The organism is Paraburkholderia sp. 40 (genome assembly GCF_050434105.1).
Taxonomy (GTDB): domain Bacteria; phylum Pseudomonadota; class Gammaproteobacteria; order Burkholderiales; family Burkholderiaceae; genus Paraburkholderia; species Paraburkholderia tuberum.
Genome location: NZ_JBNPVY010000004.1, coordinates 3,652,678 through 3,667,541 on the forward strand (window position 1 = coordinate 3,652,678; position 14,864 = coordinate 3,667,541).

Genomic DNA, 14,864 nt, shown 5'->3' on the forward strand with positions numbered 1-14,864 from the left:
CCGCCCCCCAAAAAAAACGGCGAAGGCCCGCAGGCCTTCGCCGTTTTCTTTTGCGCGTCACCCGCGAACGTCAGGTGCCCTTGGCGGCCTGCAACGCGTGATATTTCGCCATCAAACCTTCGCGCGTTTCCAAGTGGTTCGGGTCACGCGGGATGCACTCGACCGGACACACCTGAACGCATTGCGGCTCGTCGAAATGACCGACGCACTCAGTGCACTTCTTCGGGTCGATCACATAGATTTCCGGGCCCATCGAAATCGCGTCGTTCGGGCACTCGGGCTCGCAGACGTCGCAATTGATGCACTCGTCGGTAATCATCAGGGCCATGCCGCCACCAACTTTGCTAGAGAAAACAATACATTATAGCTTTTTCGCCCCCGCACGGCCATGCAATCCCACGCCAGGATCATGGACGGCTGCGCTTCTCGGCCAGGTAGCCTTCGTCGCAAACTGGTTGGCGTATGCGTTGTTCAACGCCAACTGGATGCTGAACATGCCATTCGAGACGCGGGAATTGCCGGGCTGTTTCGGCAACAAGGCCAGCAGTGCCTTGATCACATACAGAATGATTAGCGCGCCGGCCAGATCACCCACAAACATCGTGAAGAAGCTTTCGAACCAGTTCTTCGTCGTACCGGCCAGCGCGAACCACAGGTGGTGAAACAGCGTATTTGCTCCCGAATAGGCGACAGCCAGAACAAGCAGCCGCTTCGGCGTCAGGTTCGTCAGCGATGCGCGCAGATCGAAATACTCGAGCGCAAACCTGTAGACCAGATACGGTGCCAGTGACCCAAGCAAAGCGCCTGCTATTGCACGCACCGGGTCATGCGGAAACCAGTACAGAAAGTCTGTAATCAGTCCGGCAAGCAGCAGGCCGAGTGCACCATCGAACCCAACCAGCAACGTGCTGAGAAGCCGAACACCGGACGGCAGGAAAATCCAGTTGACGCCTCGCACGAAAGACGTGTGCGTAAACACCTCCTGATTGATCCACAGCGACGCCAGGAACGCGATCAGGGTCCCAGCGATCGACCAAAAATGCAAACGTAAGCTAGACATTGCGGTGAGCCATCCTCGGTTGCTTTTGCCGAATGCATCATAGCGTGCCCGTATGGCGTTCCGCGAGCACAAGCAGCAGGCTTTCGGTCACAGATATCGTGACGCTCACGGAAAAAATTTCGCGAGGCCCTCAAGTTCCGCGCGACGCGACCGAAAACCCATGTATAGCTTTATGCCCGGCTCGACAGGCATGCAGAGCCGCGTCCATATTGATATGCTTTTTATAGCGATGAACCTGAGAGAACAGGCTGGAACGGAACGCGCTATCCGGACGAACCGGTGGCTATCGGCACGCCGACCAGTAGGCCGCCCGCCTGCTGAATGGCTCGCGTGCTATCCCGTCTTTCAAGATGCGTTGCTCGGCTGCGAAACAAGGTTGGGGGCACTTCCTGACTTCGTCAGGCGCGCTGCTTTGGAAAGGCTGGGTGGCTCCAATTATTCGTGTGTGCCCACTTCAGTACTGGATGAAGTTCGCGCCTCTTACCTGGAACTTCGCAGCACATGCGTCGCAGAAGAAGTACGTCGATACCTGTCTGATACCGAGGACAGTCTGCTGGCGTCACGCGAATCGTCGGACGCCCTTGAAACCCTGGCGGCGGGAATGCCGCGGATGCTGGTTCCGCCTGTCGCTCGCCCTCCGTGTCTGCTGAGTTCTGGCAAGGGAATGTTTCTCGGGGGCTGGGCGCGGTTTGTTGCGTACTGGTGTCGGAAAGACCCAACGATTCCGCTACTCGCGGTAGATTGGCCGATCCTCCACGAGCACGTAGCGCCCTACAGCCTTCGCCACTTGATCGACGATCATAGTGTTGCATCGACCGGTTGAATCCGCCTTCGGAAAGCAGCCAATCGTCCTCCAGCGACGGCTCGAGCTGACCACCCGCACGAACCTTGCCAACGCGCGACTTTATCGTTATAGTTTTTGTAACGGCCAAACCTGAGAGAAATGGTTCGCGTGGAACGCGCTGTCCGGACCGACCGGTTTTCTGGCTCGCGCCGACCGGTCGGTTACGTTTGATCGGTTGCATAACGGCAAAAGCCCATGCTCAACCTGCTTTTCCCTTTTATACCCGTGCAAAAGAGTACGAGGCCGTACGCTGAGCGCGCCGGACGAATCGCCGCCACACATCAAGAAGAAGCTTTGGCGATACACCGCATACGGCGCCACCGTAGCGATAATTCCGCCGGCGATTGACCGCACAGGGTCGTGCGGGAAGAAATTGAAGAGGGCGACGAGCCAGCTCGCTAATAGCAAGCCGATTGCGCCATCGCCCCCCAGAAGCAAGGTGCTCAATAGTCTGACTCCTGACGGCCGGTAGATTCAGTTCATGCCCCGGACGAACTCGATGTGCGTGAAGACTTCCTGGTCGATCGAGAGCGACAGCGCGAACGCGATGGCCGTGCCCGCGACCGGGAGCAAATGCAAACGTAAGCTGGACATGGAGATAAAATAGGGAAGCCCGGTTGTCGCTGGGCAGCATCAAGGTTCGCTTTCCGCGCTCGGGTGAGCGGCGTTTTCGTTGGAGCGATGGTCATGGCCCGCCCTGCTGATATCTATCTTCGATTTCTTCAATTGACCGAAGCACTGCGAGGTCTTCCCTCACTTCCCGCGCTCGATCCGCTCGAAGAAAAGATCCTGGAGTTCGTTGCTCGCATGAGGCAAAAAAACGAACGCCTGTCGGTTCGAGACATGATGGCCCAAAGTGCGCTGGGGTCGCCGGCTACCTTGCATGCCCGTATCACGTCAATGCGCGAAAAGGGCTGGCTCCTGCTCAACGACACCGAAGACGCTCGCCGCAAACAGGTCGAGCTGACGCCCGCGGCCCTCCGACACTTCGACAAGCTTGCCGAGGCGTTCGCCAAAGCCACGAAGGGAAGCTGACATTGTTCAGCGTCGGTTAAGCCGGCACTATCCGGTTAGAAAAAACTCCTCATTCCTCTTGCAATGCCCGTCTGGTTGCTCCGCCCCGGCAATTCCACGTACGCGGCACCTGTCACCCTGTTGAAGTCCATCGTACCGTACTGGTGCGCTTCGTCAGTTCATACTCGGCGAATTGGACAAAGGTATATCGATTGCCCACGCCCGTGACTTTTTCCGGATAGGATTCCGCAGGAACCTGACAAGCCGGCGTGACTATTGATGATCGGCCCGTTTGCGATGAAGAAACAATTCTTGTTCTTCGCATCAACATTGACATCGCAGCTTGCGCGAACCATCGAATACAGTGATGCCCTTGCGTAACGACAGGATCGACGTTCGCCGCCAATACGGCTCGCCAACATTACTTAGAACAGCCGACCGATGCACCTGGCGCCGATAACCGAGGCCTGGCCGGTCTTGATCCGTCAAATCCGGCATTCGCGCGACTCAGGCTCAGGTCCCCTGAGCGCCGTCCTGCGGATCCAGCGAAGCGACCTTCTCCTTCAGCCATTTTTCGACGGACGGGAACACGAACTTGCTGACGTCGCCGCCCAATTGCGCGATCTCGCGCACGATCGTGCCCGAGATGAACTGATACTGATCGGACGGCGTCATGAACATCGTCTCGACGTCGGGCAGCAGATAACGGTTCATGCCCGCCATCTGGAACTCGTACTCGAAGTCCGACACTGCGCGCAGCCCCCTGACGATCACCCGCGCGTTGTTGGTCCGAACGAAGTCCTTCAGCAGTCCCTTGAAGCTCATCACCTGGACGTTCGGATAGTGGCCGAGCACCTCATGCGCAATCGCGAGGCGCTCCTGGAGAGTGAAAAACGGCTTCTTGGCACGGCTGTCGGCCACACCCACCACCAGCGTGTCGAAAATGCTCGACGCGCGCCGAACGAGGTCTTCGTGACCGCGCGTCAGCGGGTCGAACGTGCCCGGGTACACGGCGACTACCATGAGACTTCTCCTCACTTCAGACAAAAGGGCACTTCCGGGCGACACATTTCGCACCGGCGCGGATGACGATAAACCGCCCGGCCCTTTTTTGGAACGCGCATTATTCCTTATTTTCGCGCTGCAGCAAATGAAAGTGCACAGCGCCCGCTTTGCCCTGCCGCACGAGTTCCCAGCCTGACAGCGGCTCGTGAGCGGCCGGTTCGAGCGCTTCGCCGGCCTCGACATAAAGATAGCCGTCGGCGCGCACGAGCGGCACGGCCACCGCGAGCGCCTTGCCGAGCAGGTCGGCATCGAACGGCGGATCGAGGAACACGACGTCGAACGAGCCTGGCGCGAGACTCGCCGCAAGACGCAGCCCGTCCGCCTCGGCGATTTCGATCATGCGTGCATCGAGCCGCTGCTGGTTTGCGCGCAACTGGCCGGCAGCGCGCGCATGGCGCTCCACCATCAGCACGCGAGCGGCGCCGCGCGACGCGGCCTCGAAGCCGAGCGCCCCACTACCAGCGAACAGATCGAGGCAGTGCTGGCCGTCCAGACGCTGGCCGAGCCAGTTGAACAGCGTTTCGCGGACGCGGTCGGGCGTCGGGCGCAAGCCGTCCAGATCGAGCACGGGCAGCGGCGTGCGTTTCCAGTCGCCGCCGATGATGCGAATGGCATGCGGTTTGCCACTTTTGGACGAAGCGCCAGCGGCGCGTGAAGGTGCTAAACGAGGCATGCAGTATCGTGCAGTTTCAGCCAGGTGATGAACACGCCCGCGGCGTCGATGCGCGCGGGCCGGAGCGCTCACGTTACCACAGGGTTGGCGCGCGTCCAGCCTGGCCGAGCGGCCGATACGACGCGCCGCGGCACGCCTGATAAAATGTGCGGCTGCCAGCGCCCCGCCTTTTCGCATCCCGGCGCTGCCCACCGCTTCGCCGGTCCCGTGCCGGCTGCGCGCATCGGCGCCCTCTCCCATACGTCAGATCATGTTCAGCTTTTTCAAACGATTCAAGGGCTCGAAAGAGTCCGATACCGCCGCAGACGAATCGCTGGCGGCGCAAGACGGCGCGGCACCCGAGGCCGAGGTTGCGCCCGTTGCGCCCGCCGAACCGATCGAGCCTACCGCGCCCCCCGTTCCTCCTGTGGCCACGACGATCATCGAGCCGCAGCCCGAGCCGCCAGACGCCATGCTCGACACCGTCGAAATCGTCCCGCCGCCCGAGCAGGATGCCGGCGCGAAGCGCTCGTGGCTTACGCGTCTGAAGAGCGGCCTCGCGAAAACCAGTTCGAACCTGACCGGCATTTTCGTCGGCACGAAGATCGACGAGGACCTGTACGAGGAACTGGAAACCGCGCTGCTGATGTCTGACGCAGGCGTCGAGGCGACCGAATTCCTGCTCGAAGCGCTGCGCGAAAAAGTGCGCGGCGAACGCCTGACGGCCCCCCTGCAGGTCAAAACCGCCTTGCGCACACTGCTCGTCGAGTTGCTCAAGCCGCTCGAAAAATCGCTGATGCTCGGCCGCGCGCAACCGCTCGTGATGATGATCGCCGGCGTCAACGGCGCGGGCAAAACCACGAGCATCGGCAAGCTCGCGAAGCATCTGCAGAGCTTTGACCAATCGGTGCTGCTCGCCGCCGGCGACACGTTCCGCGCCGCCGCACGCGAGCAACTCGCCGTGTGGGGCCAGCGCAACAACGTGACCGTGGTCGCGCAGGAAAGCGGCGACCCGGCCGCGGTGATCTTCGACGCGGTCGGCGCCGCGCGCGCGCGCAAGATCGACGTGATGATGGCCGACACGGCCGGCCGCCTGCCCACGCAACTGCATCTGATGGAAGAACTGCGTAAGGTGAAGCGCGTGATTGGCAAGGCGCAGGACGGCGCGCCGCACGAAGTGCTGCTCGTGATCGACGCGAACACCGGCCAGAACGCGCTCACACAGGTCAAGGCGTTCGACGACGCGCTCGGGCTCACCGGCCTGATCGTCACCAAGCTCGACGGCACCGCGAAGGGCGGCATCCTCGCGGCGATCGCGCGGCAGCGGCCGATTCCGGTGTATTTCATCGGCGTCGGCGAAAAGGTCGAGGATCTGCAGCCGTTCAGCGCGGAGGAGTTTTCGGACGCGCTACTGGGCGGCTGATCGCGTGATCGTTGTGGCGCTCGGCGCTCGCGGCGAACCCAAGGAAAAGGGCACTCCGCGGAGCGCCCTTTTTTCGTTTCAAGCTGCCCTCGATGTGTCGGCGATCCCGGGCTCACTCCGCGTCCGGCTGCACGCCCGGCGCCGCGCGCGCGAACGCATCGAGTTGCATCGCGTGATCGTAGATGCGCTGGATCGTCGGAAACTTTGCGGTGTCGACCTTGAAGCGCTGCGCGTTGAATACCTGCGGAATCAGGCACGCGTCGGCGAGTGTCGGTGCGTCGCCGAAACACAGTTTGCCGGTGCGCGCGTCGCCGGCAAGATGCGTCTCCAGCGTCGCGAAGCCCGCGTCGATCCAGTGCCGGTACCACGCGTCCTTCGCGTCGTCGTCGACTCGCAGCGTGTGCTTCAGATAGCGCAGCACGCGCAGATTGTTCAACGGATGAATCTCGCACGCGACCTGCAGCGCCACCGAGCGCACATACGCGCGATCGAGCGGCGCCTTCGGCAGCAGCGGCGGCTCCGGGTGCGTCTCCTCGAGGTACTCGATGATCGCGAGCGACTGCGGCAGCAAATGACTGCCGTCGGCGAGCGTCGGCACGGTGCAGTCGGGGTTGATCTTGCGATACTCGGGCTTCAGTTGCTCGCCGCCTTCGCGCACGAGGTGCACGGGTACGTAGTCGTACGACAGGTTCTTCACGTTCAGCGCGATGCGCACGCGATACGACGCGGAGCTACGGAAATAGCTGTAGAGCTTCATGTTGTCTGCCTCCTCCACCTGCACGCAAGCCGTCTCAGACGACGCGCACGCTGAACTCGCCGAGCCCATCCACGCCGCCCTTCATCAGGTCACCCTTCACGACCGCGCCGACGCCTTCCGGCGTGCCGGTGAAAATCAGGTCGCCAGGCCGCAGTTCGAACAGCGTCGACAGATACGCGATCGTCTCGGCCACCGACCAGATCAGCTGCGACACATCCGCGCGCTGCTTGTCCTCGCCATTCACCGACAGCCAGATCTCGCCTTTGCCGATGTGACCAACCGTCGAAGCCGGATGGATCGGGCCGAGTGGCGCCGAGTGATCGAAGCCCTTGGCGGTATCCCACGGACGACCCATTTTCTTCGCTTCGCCTTGCAGGTCGCGGCGCGTCATGTCGAGACCGAGCGCGTAGCCGTAGACGTGGTCGAGCGCGCGGTCGACGGGGATGTCTTTGCCGCCCTCGCCGATCGCCGCGACCATTTCCATTTCGAAATGGACGTTCCTGGTCTGCGACGGATACGGGAATTCGCCGGTCGTGCCCGGCGCGACGTACACGATCGCATCGGCCGGCTTCGTGAAGAAGAACGGCGGCTCGCGGTCCGGGTCGTGGCCCATTTCACGCGCGTGCGCCTCGTAGTTGCGCCCCACGCAGTAGATGCGGCGCACCGCGAACTGCTCTCTCGACCCCACGACCGGCACCGCGACCTGCGGTGCGGGTGCAAATACGTAACTCATCCCGTTCTCCGTTTTCCGATGTGCGCCGCCGAGGCGGCGAGAAACATCGAGTTTAACGCGCGGCACGGCGCGGGGGCATGTCAGGCGGCCCGTCGCGCGCCACTGCGTGCCCGCTTCGTTGCTGTTCGCCCGCTCGCCATAGATGCGATACTCACACCGAACTGTTCCCCGAATGGCGTAGCGAACCGCCAAGCGCGGCACGCCACCCGCCTCTTGCGCACGATGACCGACTCCACCGATACCACTTCTCCCTTCCCCTGGGCCCGATTCATCAAGGAAATCGGCCGCGGCCCGAATGGCGCCCGCGCGCTGACCGCCGACGACACGCGCTCGCTCTACACCGCGATGCTCGACGGCCGCGTCGACGATCTCGAACTCGGCGCGGTGCTGCTCGCGTATCGCGTGAAAGGCGAAACCGCCGACGAACTCGCCGCGATGCTGGCCGCCGCGCATACGTCGTTCGAGCCGGTGCGGCTGCCGCACGGCGCGTTTCGGCCGGTGTCGATTCCGTCGTACAACGGCGCGCGCAAGCAGCCGAACCTCGTGCCGCTGCTCGCGCTGCTGCTCGCCCGCGAAGGCGTGCCGGTGCTGGTACACGGCGTCACCGAGGATCTGGGTCGGGTGACGAGCGCGGAAATCTTCACACATCTGCGCATCGCCCATGCGCAGTCGCACGCGCAGATCGAAGCTGGACTTGCGGAGCGCCGCGTCGCGTTCGCCTCGATCGACGTACTGGCTCCCAAGCTCGCGCGCCTGCTCGCGCTGCGCCGGCGCATGGGCGTGCGCAATTCGACGCATACGCTTGTGAAGCTGCTGCAGCCGTTCGCGCCCGCGGGATTGCGGCTCGTGAACTACACGCATCCGCCGTATCGCGACAGTCTCACTCAGCTGTTCATCACGCATCCCGATGCGGCCGTCGGCGGTGCGCTACTCGCGCGCGGCACCGAAGGCGAGGCGGTCGCCGATACTCGCCGCCAGGTGCAGGTCGACTGGCTGCATGACGGCATCTGCGAGACGCGGCTGCCGCACGAGCGCTCGTCGCCCGATGCGCCCGAAGTCGAGCTGCCCGAAGCGCGCGACGCGGCGACCACGGCCGCCTGGATCGACGCCGTGCTGCGCGGCGAAGCGCCGGTGCCTGGCGCGCTCGAGCGGCAGGTCGAGCTGATCGTCGATATCGCGAAGACGGCGGCCTGACGGCCGCGGGTTGACAGGCCAACGCACGCCGTCATACATTTGGCCTCATGCGTTCCCTTCCGAACACCCTCCGAATTATCTCCGGCCGCCTAGCGCGGCCCCTATCGCTACGCCTGGCGTAAGTCTCGCGTAGCGCCGCGCGCTGGCAGCTCCGGTTGCCGTCGGCGGTCCTCCCCGTAGTTCCCGCAGTTTCGCTTCGCCCCCGTCGTAGTTCTCCACAACCTGTCGTCGTTTGCATTCGTCCGTTTACCGCGCGGACGATGCGAGAGGATCAAATGTACGTTGCATGGGCAGCATCCGCAGCGTGCATGCGTGCACAGTCGGCCAACCGCTCGACGTCCCCACCCTCCGCCGACGACACCACGAATGAGGCACCTCACCGTGTTGCGCAATCCCGCTGAAAAGTACCGCCCTTTTCCCGCCGTCCGGCTGACCGGCCGCAAATGGCCGAGTCGCACGGTCGACGCCGCACCCGTCTGGATGAGCACGGACCTGCGCGACGGCAATCAGGCGCTGATCGAACCGATGAACGCTGCGCAGAAGCTCGAATACTTCGAGATGCTGGTCGCGATCGGTTTCAAGGAAATCGAAGTGGGCTTTCCGTCGGCGTCGCACACCGATTTCGACTTCGTGCGCAAGCTGATCGACGAGCGACGCATTCCCGACGACGTCACGATCGAAGTCTTCGTGCCGTCGCGCGCGGAGCTGATCGCACGCACGTTCGACGCGCTCGAAGGCGCGCCGCGCGCGATTGTGCATCTGTACAACGCGATCTGCCCGTCGTTCCGGCGCATCGTGTTTCAGCAGCCGAAGGATGAGATCAAGGCGCTTGCCGTCGAAGGCACGGGCCTCATCAAGGAACACGCGCAGGCGCGGCCGGGCACGCGCTGGACCTTCCAGTACTCGCCCGAGACCTTCAACACGACCGAGCTGCCGTTCGCGCGCGAGGTGTGCGACGCGCTCGCGCAAACGTGGCGGCCTACGCGCGATCACAAGATGATCGTCAACCTGCCGGCAAGCGTCGAAGCGGCCACGCCGAACGTGTTCGCCGACCAGATCGAATGGATGCATCGCAACCTCGGTTACCGCGACAGCATCGTGCTGTCGGTGCATCCGCACAACGATCGCGGCACCGCCGTGGCCGCGGCGCAACTCGCGCTGCTGGCGGGCGCGGATCGCATCGAAGGCTGTCTGTTCGGCAATGGCGAGCGCACCGGCAACGTCGATCTCGTCACAGTCGCGATGAATCTCGACGCGATGGGTATCGACAGCGGTCTGGATTTCTCGGATCTCGCGACGATCAGGCGCGTGGCGGAACGCTGCACGCGGCTTCCGGTTGCGGCGCGGCATCCGTATGCGGGAGAGGTAGCGATGCGCGGCACGCGCGAGGCGCGCGACGCGGATGCCGATGTAGACGAGCACGGCGCAAACAGCCGCGACAAAGCTGGCGAATGCGCGACCGCGTGAATTCGCGTTGGGCCTCGAGCCTGCTGCAGCGGAGTGCACACCCGCATTCCGCTGCCGCTGGAGACGCGCTCACGAGGCGCGCCCGCCCGATGAGAATCTCACTCGAGCGCGCAACGGGTCGCCTGCCACGCGATCAGTCGCCACTGCCCGTCTTCGTGCGTGTGAATCGCGGTATAGGCAATCGGAAACAGGAGCGCGCCGTTGTTCGCCTCAATCTCGATCAGCGCGCGGCCCGTGACGACGTAGGTCTCGCGCCCGGCCGGCAAGACATCCTGCGACTGCACCTCGATTTGCCGATAACGACGGCGCCCCGCGGTGATCCCGTCGATGAACTGCCGCTTCGTCTCGCGCTTGCCATTCGTATGGACGTAGCTCACGTTGTCCGCGAGCAGCGTGTCGAGCGACTGCCCATCGCCATCGACCATCGCGCGAAAACGCTCTCGCTCGAGCCCGCGGATCGCTTCGATCATCTTTGCCGCCATTGCAGAGCCCCTCGAACACCGCGAGCCGCAGGCGGCCACGGTCAGAAGTGATATTGCAAATATAGCTGGCTGAAATTTATACCAGGATTCGGCTCTTTGATACCGCCATTGGAGACATGCTGGAAGCGGTAGCCGGCGACATACTGCTCACGAGCGCCGAACTGCAACCCGACGCCCGCCATCTCGGCGAACTGGAACGAGGTGCCCAACGTGAAGTCGGAAGAAATGCGCGGGCTGGTCAGCAGCCGGACGCCGGCACCCACCTCGATGAATGGCCGCACCGAACCCGACGACCTGATGAAGCGGATCACCGGCGTCACGCCGAACTCGCCGATGTTGTCGTGAACGTTTCCTTCATTGGTGTGCCACCACGCGACATGCGCCTCGCCGAGCAGCGCGAAATGCCAGTCGCCGATCTGCCACCAGGTCAGGTTCGGATCCCAAACCACGCCGAAATCGAGCGTCCTGACGTGATGGTCGCCGACGCCGGCGGCCACCTGCACGCCGAACTGCTCAGCTTGGGACGCGCCCGCCGCACCCAACAGCAGAACGAGCAAAACGGCAAACGTGCCTTTTAGAGTAAGTAGAGTAAGCCCACGCACCACAAGATTCTGCCTGTTCATCCGTCCCCCATACTGCCGAGTATTAAGCGAGCGCCCCCTTTATTCCAGGCACGAATTCAGGAGCAAGTATTTCCCAGAGAATGCCCATGGCCAGCAATTATTCTCTTTAAAACGGGACGATGTCAGTCAAACATGAGCGTGCAACTACTCCGGGCGGTACTTTGTACAGGTCTAACGCGCAAGGCAAATAGAGTGTATGATGGCTATCAGAAGTCAAAACTCAATAGGATTTTCGGGAACTCGGATACCCCTGCGACCTCTAAGTATTAGCACTCGGCAGATCTGAGTGCTAACATCCATCGCTGGAGTCGTTTACTGAGTACGCTATTGTCTGATTCCAAAGGAGCTTCACACGTGAGCCATGCAATGACCCTTCCGAGTACTTTGAGCCCGTCGTCGGCTAAGGCCGCTCCGGCAGGTGCACTGGCGCTCTCGCATTCCTCGCTGCTGTCCGGTCACCTGGGCAACATCGACGCCTACATTCAGGCGGTCAACCGGATTCCGATGCTGACGCCGGCGGAGGAACGCCAGTTCGCCACCGAATTGCGCGAACACGACAATCTGGGGGCTGCGCGCCGCCTGGTGCTGTCGCACTTGCGACTCGTCGTGTCCATCGCGCGTAACTACCTCGGTTACGGGTTGCCGCACGCCGACCTGATCCAGGAAGGCAACATCGGCCTGATGAAAGCGGTCAAGCGCTTCGATCCCGAACAAAACGTGCGCCTCGTGTCATACGCGATGCACTGGATCAAGGCCGAGATCCACGAGTACATCCTGCGCAACTGGCGTATGGTGAAGGTCGCCACCACCAAGGCGCAGCGTAAGCTGTTCTTCAACCTGCGCAGCCACAAACAGGGGCTTGGCGCGTTCACGCCGGACGAGATCGACGGTCTCGCGAAGGAGCTGAACGTGAAGCGCGAAGAGGTCGCGGAGATGGAGACGCGTCTGTCGGGCGGCGATATCGCGCTCGAAGGTCAGGTCGAAGACGGCGAGGAGTCGTACGCGCCAATCGCCTATCTGGCCGACTCGCATAGTGAGCCGACTGCCGTGCTGGCTTCGCGTCAGCGCGACCGGCTGCAAAGCGACGGCATCGCAAGCGCGCTCGACGCGCTCGATCCGCGCAGCCGCCGCATCATCGAAGCGCGCTGGCTGAAGGTGGCCGACGATGGCTCGGGCGGCTCCACGTTGCACGAGCTGGCCGACGAGTTCGGTGTGTCGGCCGAACGTATCCGCCAGATCGAAGCCAGCGCGATGAAGAAAATGCGCGGCGCGCTGACCGAATACGCGTAAAGCGTCGAAGCCATGCGCGCGTCAATTGTGTCCCGCCCATGACATAGGTAAAAACGACACGCGTTAATCGGTCGCGCCATTTAGCGACCATCGCGCTCAAGCCCCGCCCTCGCAAGACGGCGGGGCTTTTTCATTCTTTTCGCCCTTTCTTGCGTCCCCGCGGCCGCGCTTCGCGTCGGCCTACCCGCAAGCCGGCCTGTCGAGGCCGGTAAGCCTTTCTTGACGTATCGCAAGTCCGGTAGCAATACTGCACAGACGCGGCAAGTTTCGCGACGTGTTGCCGCATGGCTAAACCTGAGCGCGCGAGGTTCACCTCCTACAATCGGCATGCATTCGCCAGACTGCCTGACGGCCAGGGCGGTCTGGATCCAGCCGGACTCACCGGCGTGAAGTCGTCTTCGACCGATCATGACCATAGCCCTCAATCGCAGCAGCACTGTCCGGTCGCGCTTGCGCGGCCGGTTCACCAGGTGGGTGCGCGGTCCAACGCTGGCGCGCGATATCGCCATCATCCTCGCCATCAAGTTCGTCCTACTGATGGCGCTCAAGTACACATTCTTCAATCATCCACAGGCGCAGCACATGATGCTGCCGCCTGAGCAGGTCGCGCAGGCGCTGCTGTCGGTGCCCGCCCCGCATCCGTCTCGAGGTGATCAACATGCCCGTTAGCGAAGTCGTAGAACTGTCGCGGTTCCAGTTCGCCATCACGGCGCTTTATCACTTTCTGTTCGTGCCGCTCACGCTCGGTCTCGCCTGGTTGCTCGTCATCATGGAATCGGTCTACGTGATGACCGGCAAGCAGATCTACAAGGACATGACGCAGTTCTGGGGCAAGCTGTTCGGCATCAACTTTGCAATGGGCGTCGCGACCGGCCTCACGCTCGAGTTTCAGTTCGGCACCAACTGGGCTTATTACTCGCATTACGTCGGCGACATTTTCGGCGTGCCGCTCGCCGTCGAAGGGCTGATGGCGTTCTTCCTCGAATCGACGTTCGTCGGTCTGTTCTTTTTCGGCTGGAACAGATTGTCAAAAATCCAGCATCTGATCGTCACGTTCTGTGTCGCGCTCGGTTCGAACCTGTCGGCGCTGTGGATTCTGATTGCCAACGGCTGGATGAACAATCCGGTCGGCGCGAAGTTCAACTATCAGACGATGCGCATGGAGCTCGACAGCATCGGCTCGGTGATCTTCAACCCGGTTGCACAGGTCAAGTTCGTGCACACGGTATCAGCTGGATACGTGACCGCGGCGATGTTCGTACTCGGCGTGTCGTCGTGGTATCTGTTGAAGCGCCGCGACACCGAGTTCGCGCTGCGCTCGTTCGCGATCGCCGCCGGCTTCGGCCTCGCGTCGGCGCTGTGCGTGATCGTGCTGGGCGACGAATCCGGCTATCGCACCGGTGAAGTCCAGCAGATCAAGCTCGCCGCGATCGAATCCGAATGGGAGACCGCGCCCGCGCCAGCACCGTTCACGATATTTGGCATCCCCAATCAGAAAGAGCAACGCACCGACTATGCGATCCGTGTGCCGTACGCGCTCGGCATTATCGCGACCCGCTCGCTCGACGAACCCGTGGTCGGCCTGCGCGACCTGATCGCCGAAAACGAAGGTCGCATCAAGGACGGCATGCTCGCCTATTCGGCGTTGCAGCGGTTAAAGGGCGGCGACTCCAGCGACGAGGCGCATGCGGATTTCGACAAGTACAAGGACGATCTCGGCTACGCCCTGCTGCTCAAGCGGTTCACGCCGAACGTCATCGACGCGACGCCAGACCAGATCGCCGCGGCGGCAAGAAGCACGGTTCCGCCGGTGTTGCCACTGTTCTTCTCGTTCCGCACGATGGTCGGCCTTGGCCTGCTGTTCCTCGCCACCTTCGTGCTCGCCTTCTGGTTCTGCGCGCAGCGCACGTTGCTGCTCGAAAAGCGCCGCTGGTTTCTGCGCTGGGCGGTCATCGCGATTCCGCTGCCGTGGCTCGCCGCCGAGCTCGGCTGGATCGTCGCGGAAATGGGCCGCCAGCCGTGGAGCATCGCGGGCATTCTGCCGACCAACCTGGCCGCGTCGACGCTGACGCCGCGCGATCTGTATCTGAGCATCGGCGGCTTCGTGCTGTTCTACACGGGGCTGTTCGTCATCGAGATCATGCTGATGTTCAAGTACGCGCGGCTCGGCCCTTCGTCGCTGCATACGGGCCGCTATCACCACGAGATCGGACAGCCGGTGACGCAGCCACTGTCGAACACGACCGCATGACGCACCGCT

General features: G+C 62.5%; 15 protein-coding genes and 2 pseudogenes. 7 read left to right on the forward strand and 10 right to left on the reverse strand.

Annotated elements, in window-relative coordinates; all coding sequences use genetic code 11:
• Positions 1–70: 70 nt before the first annotated feature.
• The 3 genes from OKW28_RS38870 to OKW28_RS38880 form a co-directional block, all read right to left on the reverse strand.
• Positions 71–328, reverse strand: a complete 258-nt coding sequence (locus tag OKW28_RS38870) for a YfhL family 4Fe-4S dicluster ferredoxin (RefSeq protein ID WP_429453312.1) — start codon at positions 326–328, stop codon at positions 71–73.
• 33 nt (positions 329–361) lie between these two features.
• Positions 362–979, reverse strand: coding sequence for a hypothetical protein (locus OKW28_RS38875; protein WP_429453314.1), 618 nt, complete (start codon positions 977–979; stop codon positions 362–364).
• A 991-nt stretch (positions 980–1,970) separates the two neighbouring features.
• Positions 1,971–2,351 (reverse strand): hypothetical protein, encoded by a 381-nt coding sequence (locus tag OKW28_RS38880; protein ID WP_429453316.1) that lies wholly within the window; start codon positions 2,349–2,351, stop codon positions 1,971–1,973.
• 240 nt (positions 2,352–2,591) lie between these two features.
• Between OKW28_RS38880 and OKW28_RS38885 the strand changes: the two genes are divergently transcribed.
• Complete coding sequence (locus OKW28_RS38885) at positions 2,592–2,939, forward strand: winged helix-turn-helix domain-containing protein (protein WP_429453318.1); 348 nt, start codon at positions 2,592–2,594, stop codon at positions 2,937–2,939.
• Positions 2,940–2,974: 35 nt separating this feature from the next.
• Here the strand turns inward: OKW28_RS38885 and OKW28_RS38890 are convergent.
• The 3 genes and pseudogenes from OKW28_RS38890 to rsmD all read right to left on the reverse strand — a co-directional run.
• A pseudogene (locus OKW28_RS38890) lies at positions 2,975–3,135 on the reverse strand (porin); the annotation flags it as partial.
• A 296-nt stretch (positions 3,136–3,431) separates the two neighbouring features.
• Complete coding sequence (gene coaD, locus OKW28_RS38895; protein ID WP_062125937.1) at positions 3,432–3,941, reverse strand: pantetheine-phosphate adenylyltransferase; 510 nt, start codon at positions 3,939–3,941, stop codon at positions 3,432–3,434.
• Between the two features lie 100 nt (positions 3,942–4,041).
• Positions 4,042–4,656, reverse strand: a complete 615-nt coding sequence (gene rsmD, locus OKW28_RS38900) for a 16S rRNA (guanine(966)-N(2))-methyltransferase RsmD (protein ID WP_187619203.1) — start codon at positions 4,654–4,656, stop codon at positions 4,042–4,044.
• Positions 4,657–4,906: 250 nt separating this feature from the next.
• On the opposite strand from rsmD, the gene ftsY reads away from it, so the two are divergent.
• Positions 4,907–6,058, forward strand: a complete 1,152-nt coding sequence (gene ftsY, locus OKW28_RS38905) for a signal recognition particle-docking protein FtsY (protein WP_429453320.1) — start codon at positions 4,907–4,909, stop codon at positions 6,056–6,058.
• A gap of 112 nt (positions 6,059–6,170) precedes the next feature.
• Here ftsY and maiA read toward each other — a convergent pair whose 3' ends face one another.
• Positions 6,171–6,815, reverse strand: coding sequence for a maleylacetoacetate isomerase (gene maiA / locus OKW28_RS38910; RefSeq protein ID WP_429453322.1), 645 nt, complete (start codon positions 6,813–6,815; stop codon positions 6,171–6,173).
• A 34-nt stretch (positions 6,816–6,849) separates the two neighbouring features.
• Complete coding sequence (locus OKW28_RS38915; protein WP_429453323.1) at positions 6,850–7,548, reverse strand: fumarylacetoacetate hydrolase family protein; 699 nt, start codon at positions 7,546–7,548, stop codon at positions 6,850–6,852.
• Positions 7,549–7,770: 222 nt separating this feature from the next.
• On the opposite strand from OKW28_RS38915, the gene ybiB reads away from it, so the two are divergent.
• Positions 7,771–8,742 (forward strand): DNA-binding protein YbiB, encoded by a 972-nt coding sequence (ybiB, locus tag OKW28_RS38920; protein WP_429453325.1) that lies wholly within the window; start codon positions 7,771–7,773, stop codon positions 8,740–8,742.
• A gap of 381 nt (positions 8,743–9,123) precedes the next feature.
• A pseudogene (locus tag OKW28_RS38925) lies at positions 9,124–10,110 on the forward strand (2-isopropylmalate synthase); the annotation flags it as partial.
• A 197-nt stretch (positions 10,111–10,307) separates the two neighbouring features.
• Here the strand turns inward: OKW28_RS38925 and OKW28_RS38930 are convergent.
• Positions 10,308–10,691, reverse strand: coding sequence for a nuclear transport factor 2 family protein (locus tag OKW28_RS38930; RefSeq protein WP_429453327.1), 384 nt, complete (start codon positions 10,689–10,691; stop codon positions 10,308–10,310).
• A gap of 41 nt (positions 10,692–10,732) precedes the next feature.
• Entirely contained in the window at positions 10,733–11,314 is a 582-nt protein-coding gene (locus OKW28_RS38935) for an acyloxyacyl hydrolase (protein ID WP_429453328.1), read from the reverse strand.
• Positions 11,315–11,668: 354 nt separating this feature from the next.
• On the opposite strand from OKW28_RS38935, the gene rpoH reads away from it, so the two are divergent.
• The 3 genes from rpoH (at position 11,669) to OKW28_RS38950 (ending at position 14,855) form a co-directional block, all read left to right on the forward strand.
• Positions 11,669–12,604 (forward strand): RNA polymerase sigma factor RpoH, encoded by a 936-nt coding sequence (rpoH, locus tag OKW28_RS38940; protein WP_429453330.1) that lies wholly within the window; start codon positions 11,669–11,671, stop codon positions 12,602–12,604.
• Positions 12,605–13,012: 408 nt separating this feature from the next.
• Entirely contained in the window at positions 13,013–13,273 is a 261-nt protein-coding gene (gene cydP, locus OKW28_RS38945; protein WP_018419327.1) for a cytochrome oxidase putative small subunit CydP, read from the forward strand.
• Complete coding sequence (locus tag OKW28_RS38950) at positions 13,263–14,855, forward strand: cytochrome ubiquinol oxidase subunit I (protein WP_429453332.1); 1,593 nt, start codon at positions 13,263–13,265, stop codon at positions 14,853–14,855. Before cydP ends, OKW28_RS38950 begins: the two co-directional genes overlap by 11 nt.
• The last annotated feature ends 9 nt before the right edge of the window (positions 14,856–14,864 follow it).

Excerpts from the sequence above, each read along its gene's own strand:
- rsmD (WP_187619203.1), bottom strand. The coding sequence starts at position 4,656 with ATGCCTCGTTTAGCACCTTCACGCGCCGCTGGCGCTTCGTCCAAAAGT.
- OKW28_RS38935 (WP_429453328.1), bottom strand. The coding sequence starts at position 11,314 with ATGAACAGGCAGAATCTTGTGGTGCGTGGGCTTACTCTACTTACTCTA.
- ftsY (WP_429453320.1), top strand. The coding sequence starts at position 4,907 with ATGTTCAGCTTTTTCAAACGATTCAAGGGCTCGAAAGAGTCCGATACC.
- ybiB (WP_429453325.1), top strand. The coding sequence starts at position 7,771 with ATGACCGACTCCACCGATACCACTTCTCCCTTCCCCTGGGCCCGATTC.
- coaD (WP_062125937.1), bottom strand. The coding sequence starts at position 3,941 with ATGGTAGTCGCCGTGTACCCGGGCACGTTCGACCCGCTGACGCGCGGT.
- cydP (WP_018419327.1), top strand. The coding sequence starts at position 13,013 with ATGACCATAGCCCTCAATCGCAGCAGCACTGTCCGGTCGCGCTTGCGC.
- maiA (WP_429453322.1), bottom strand. The coding sequence starts at position 6,815 with ATGAAGCTCTACAGCTATTTCCGTAGCTCCGCGTCGTATCGCGTGCGC.
- OKW28_RS38930 (WP_429453327.1), bottom strand. The coding sequence starts at position 10,691 with ATGGCGGCAAAGATGATCGAAGCGATCCGCGGGCTCGAGCGAGAGCGT.
- OKW28_RS38885 (WP_429453318.1), top strand. The coding sequence starts at position 2,592 with ATGGCCCGCCCTGCTGATATCTATCTTCGATTTCTTCAATTGACCGAA.
- OKW28_RS38870 (WP_429453312.1), bottom strand. The coding sequence starts at position 328 with ATGGCCCTGATGATTACCGACGAGTGCATCAATTGCGACGTCTGCGAG.
- OKW28_RS38950 (WP_429453332.1), top strand. The coding sequence starts at position 13,263 with ATGCCCGTTAGCGAAGTCGTAGAACTGTCGCGGTTCCAGTTCGCCATC.
- OKW28_RS38915 (WP_429453323.1), bottom strand. The coding sequence starts at position 7,548 with ATGAGTTACGTATTTGCACCCGCACCGCAGGTCGCGGTGCCGGTCGTG.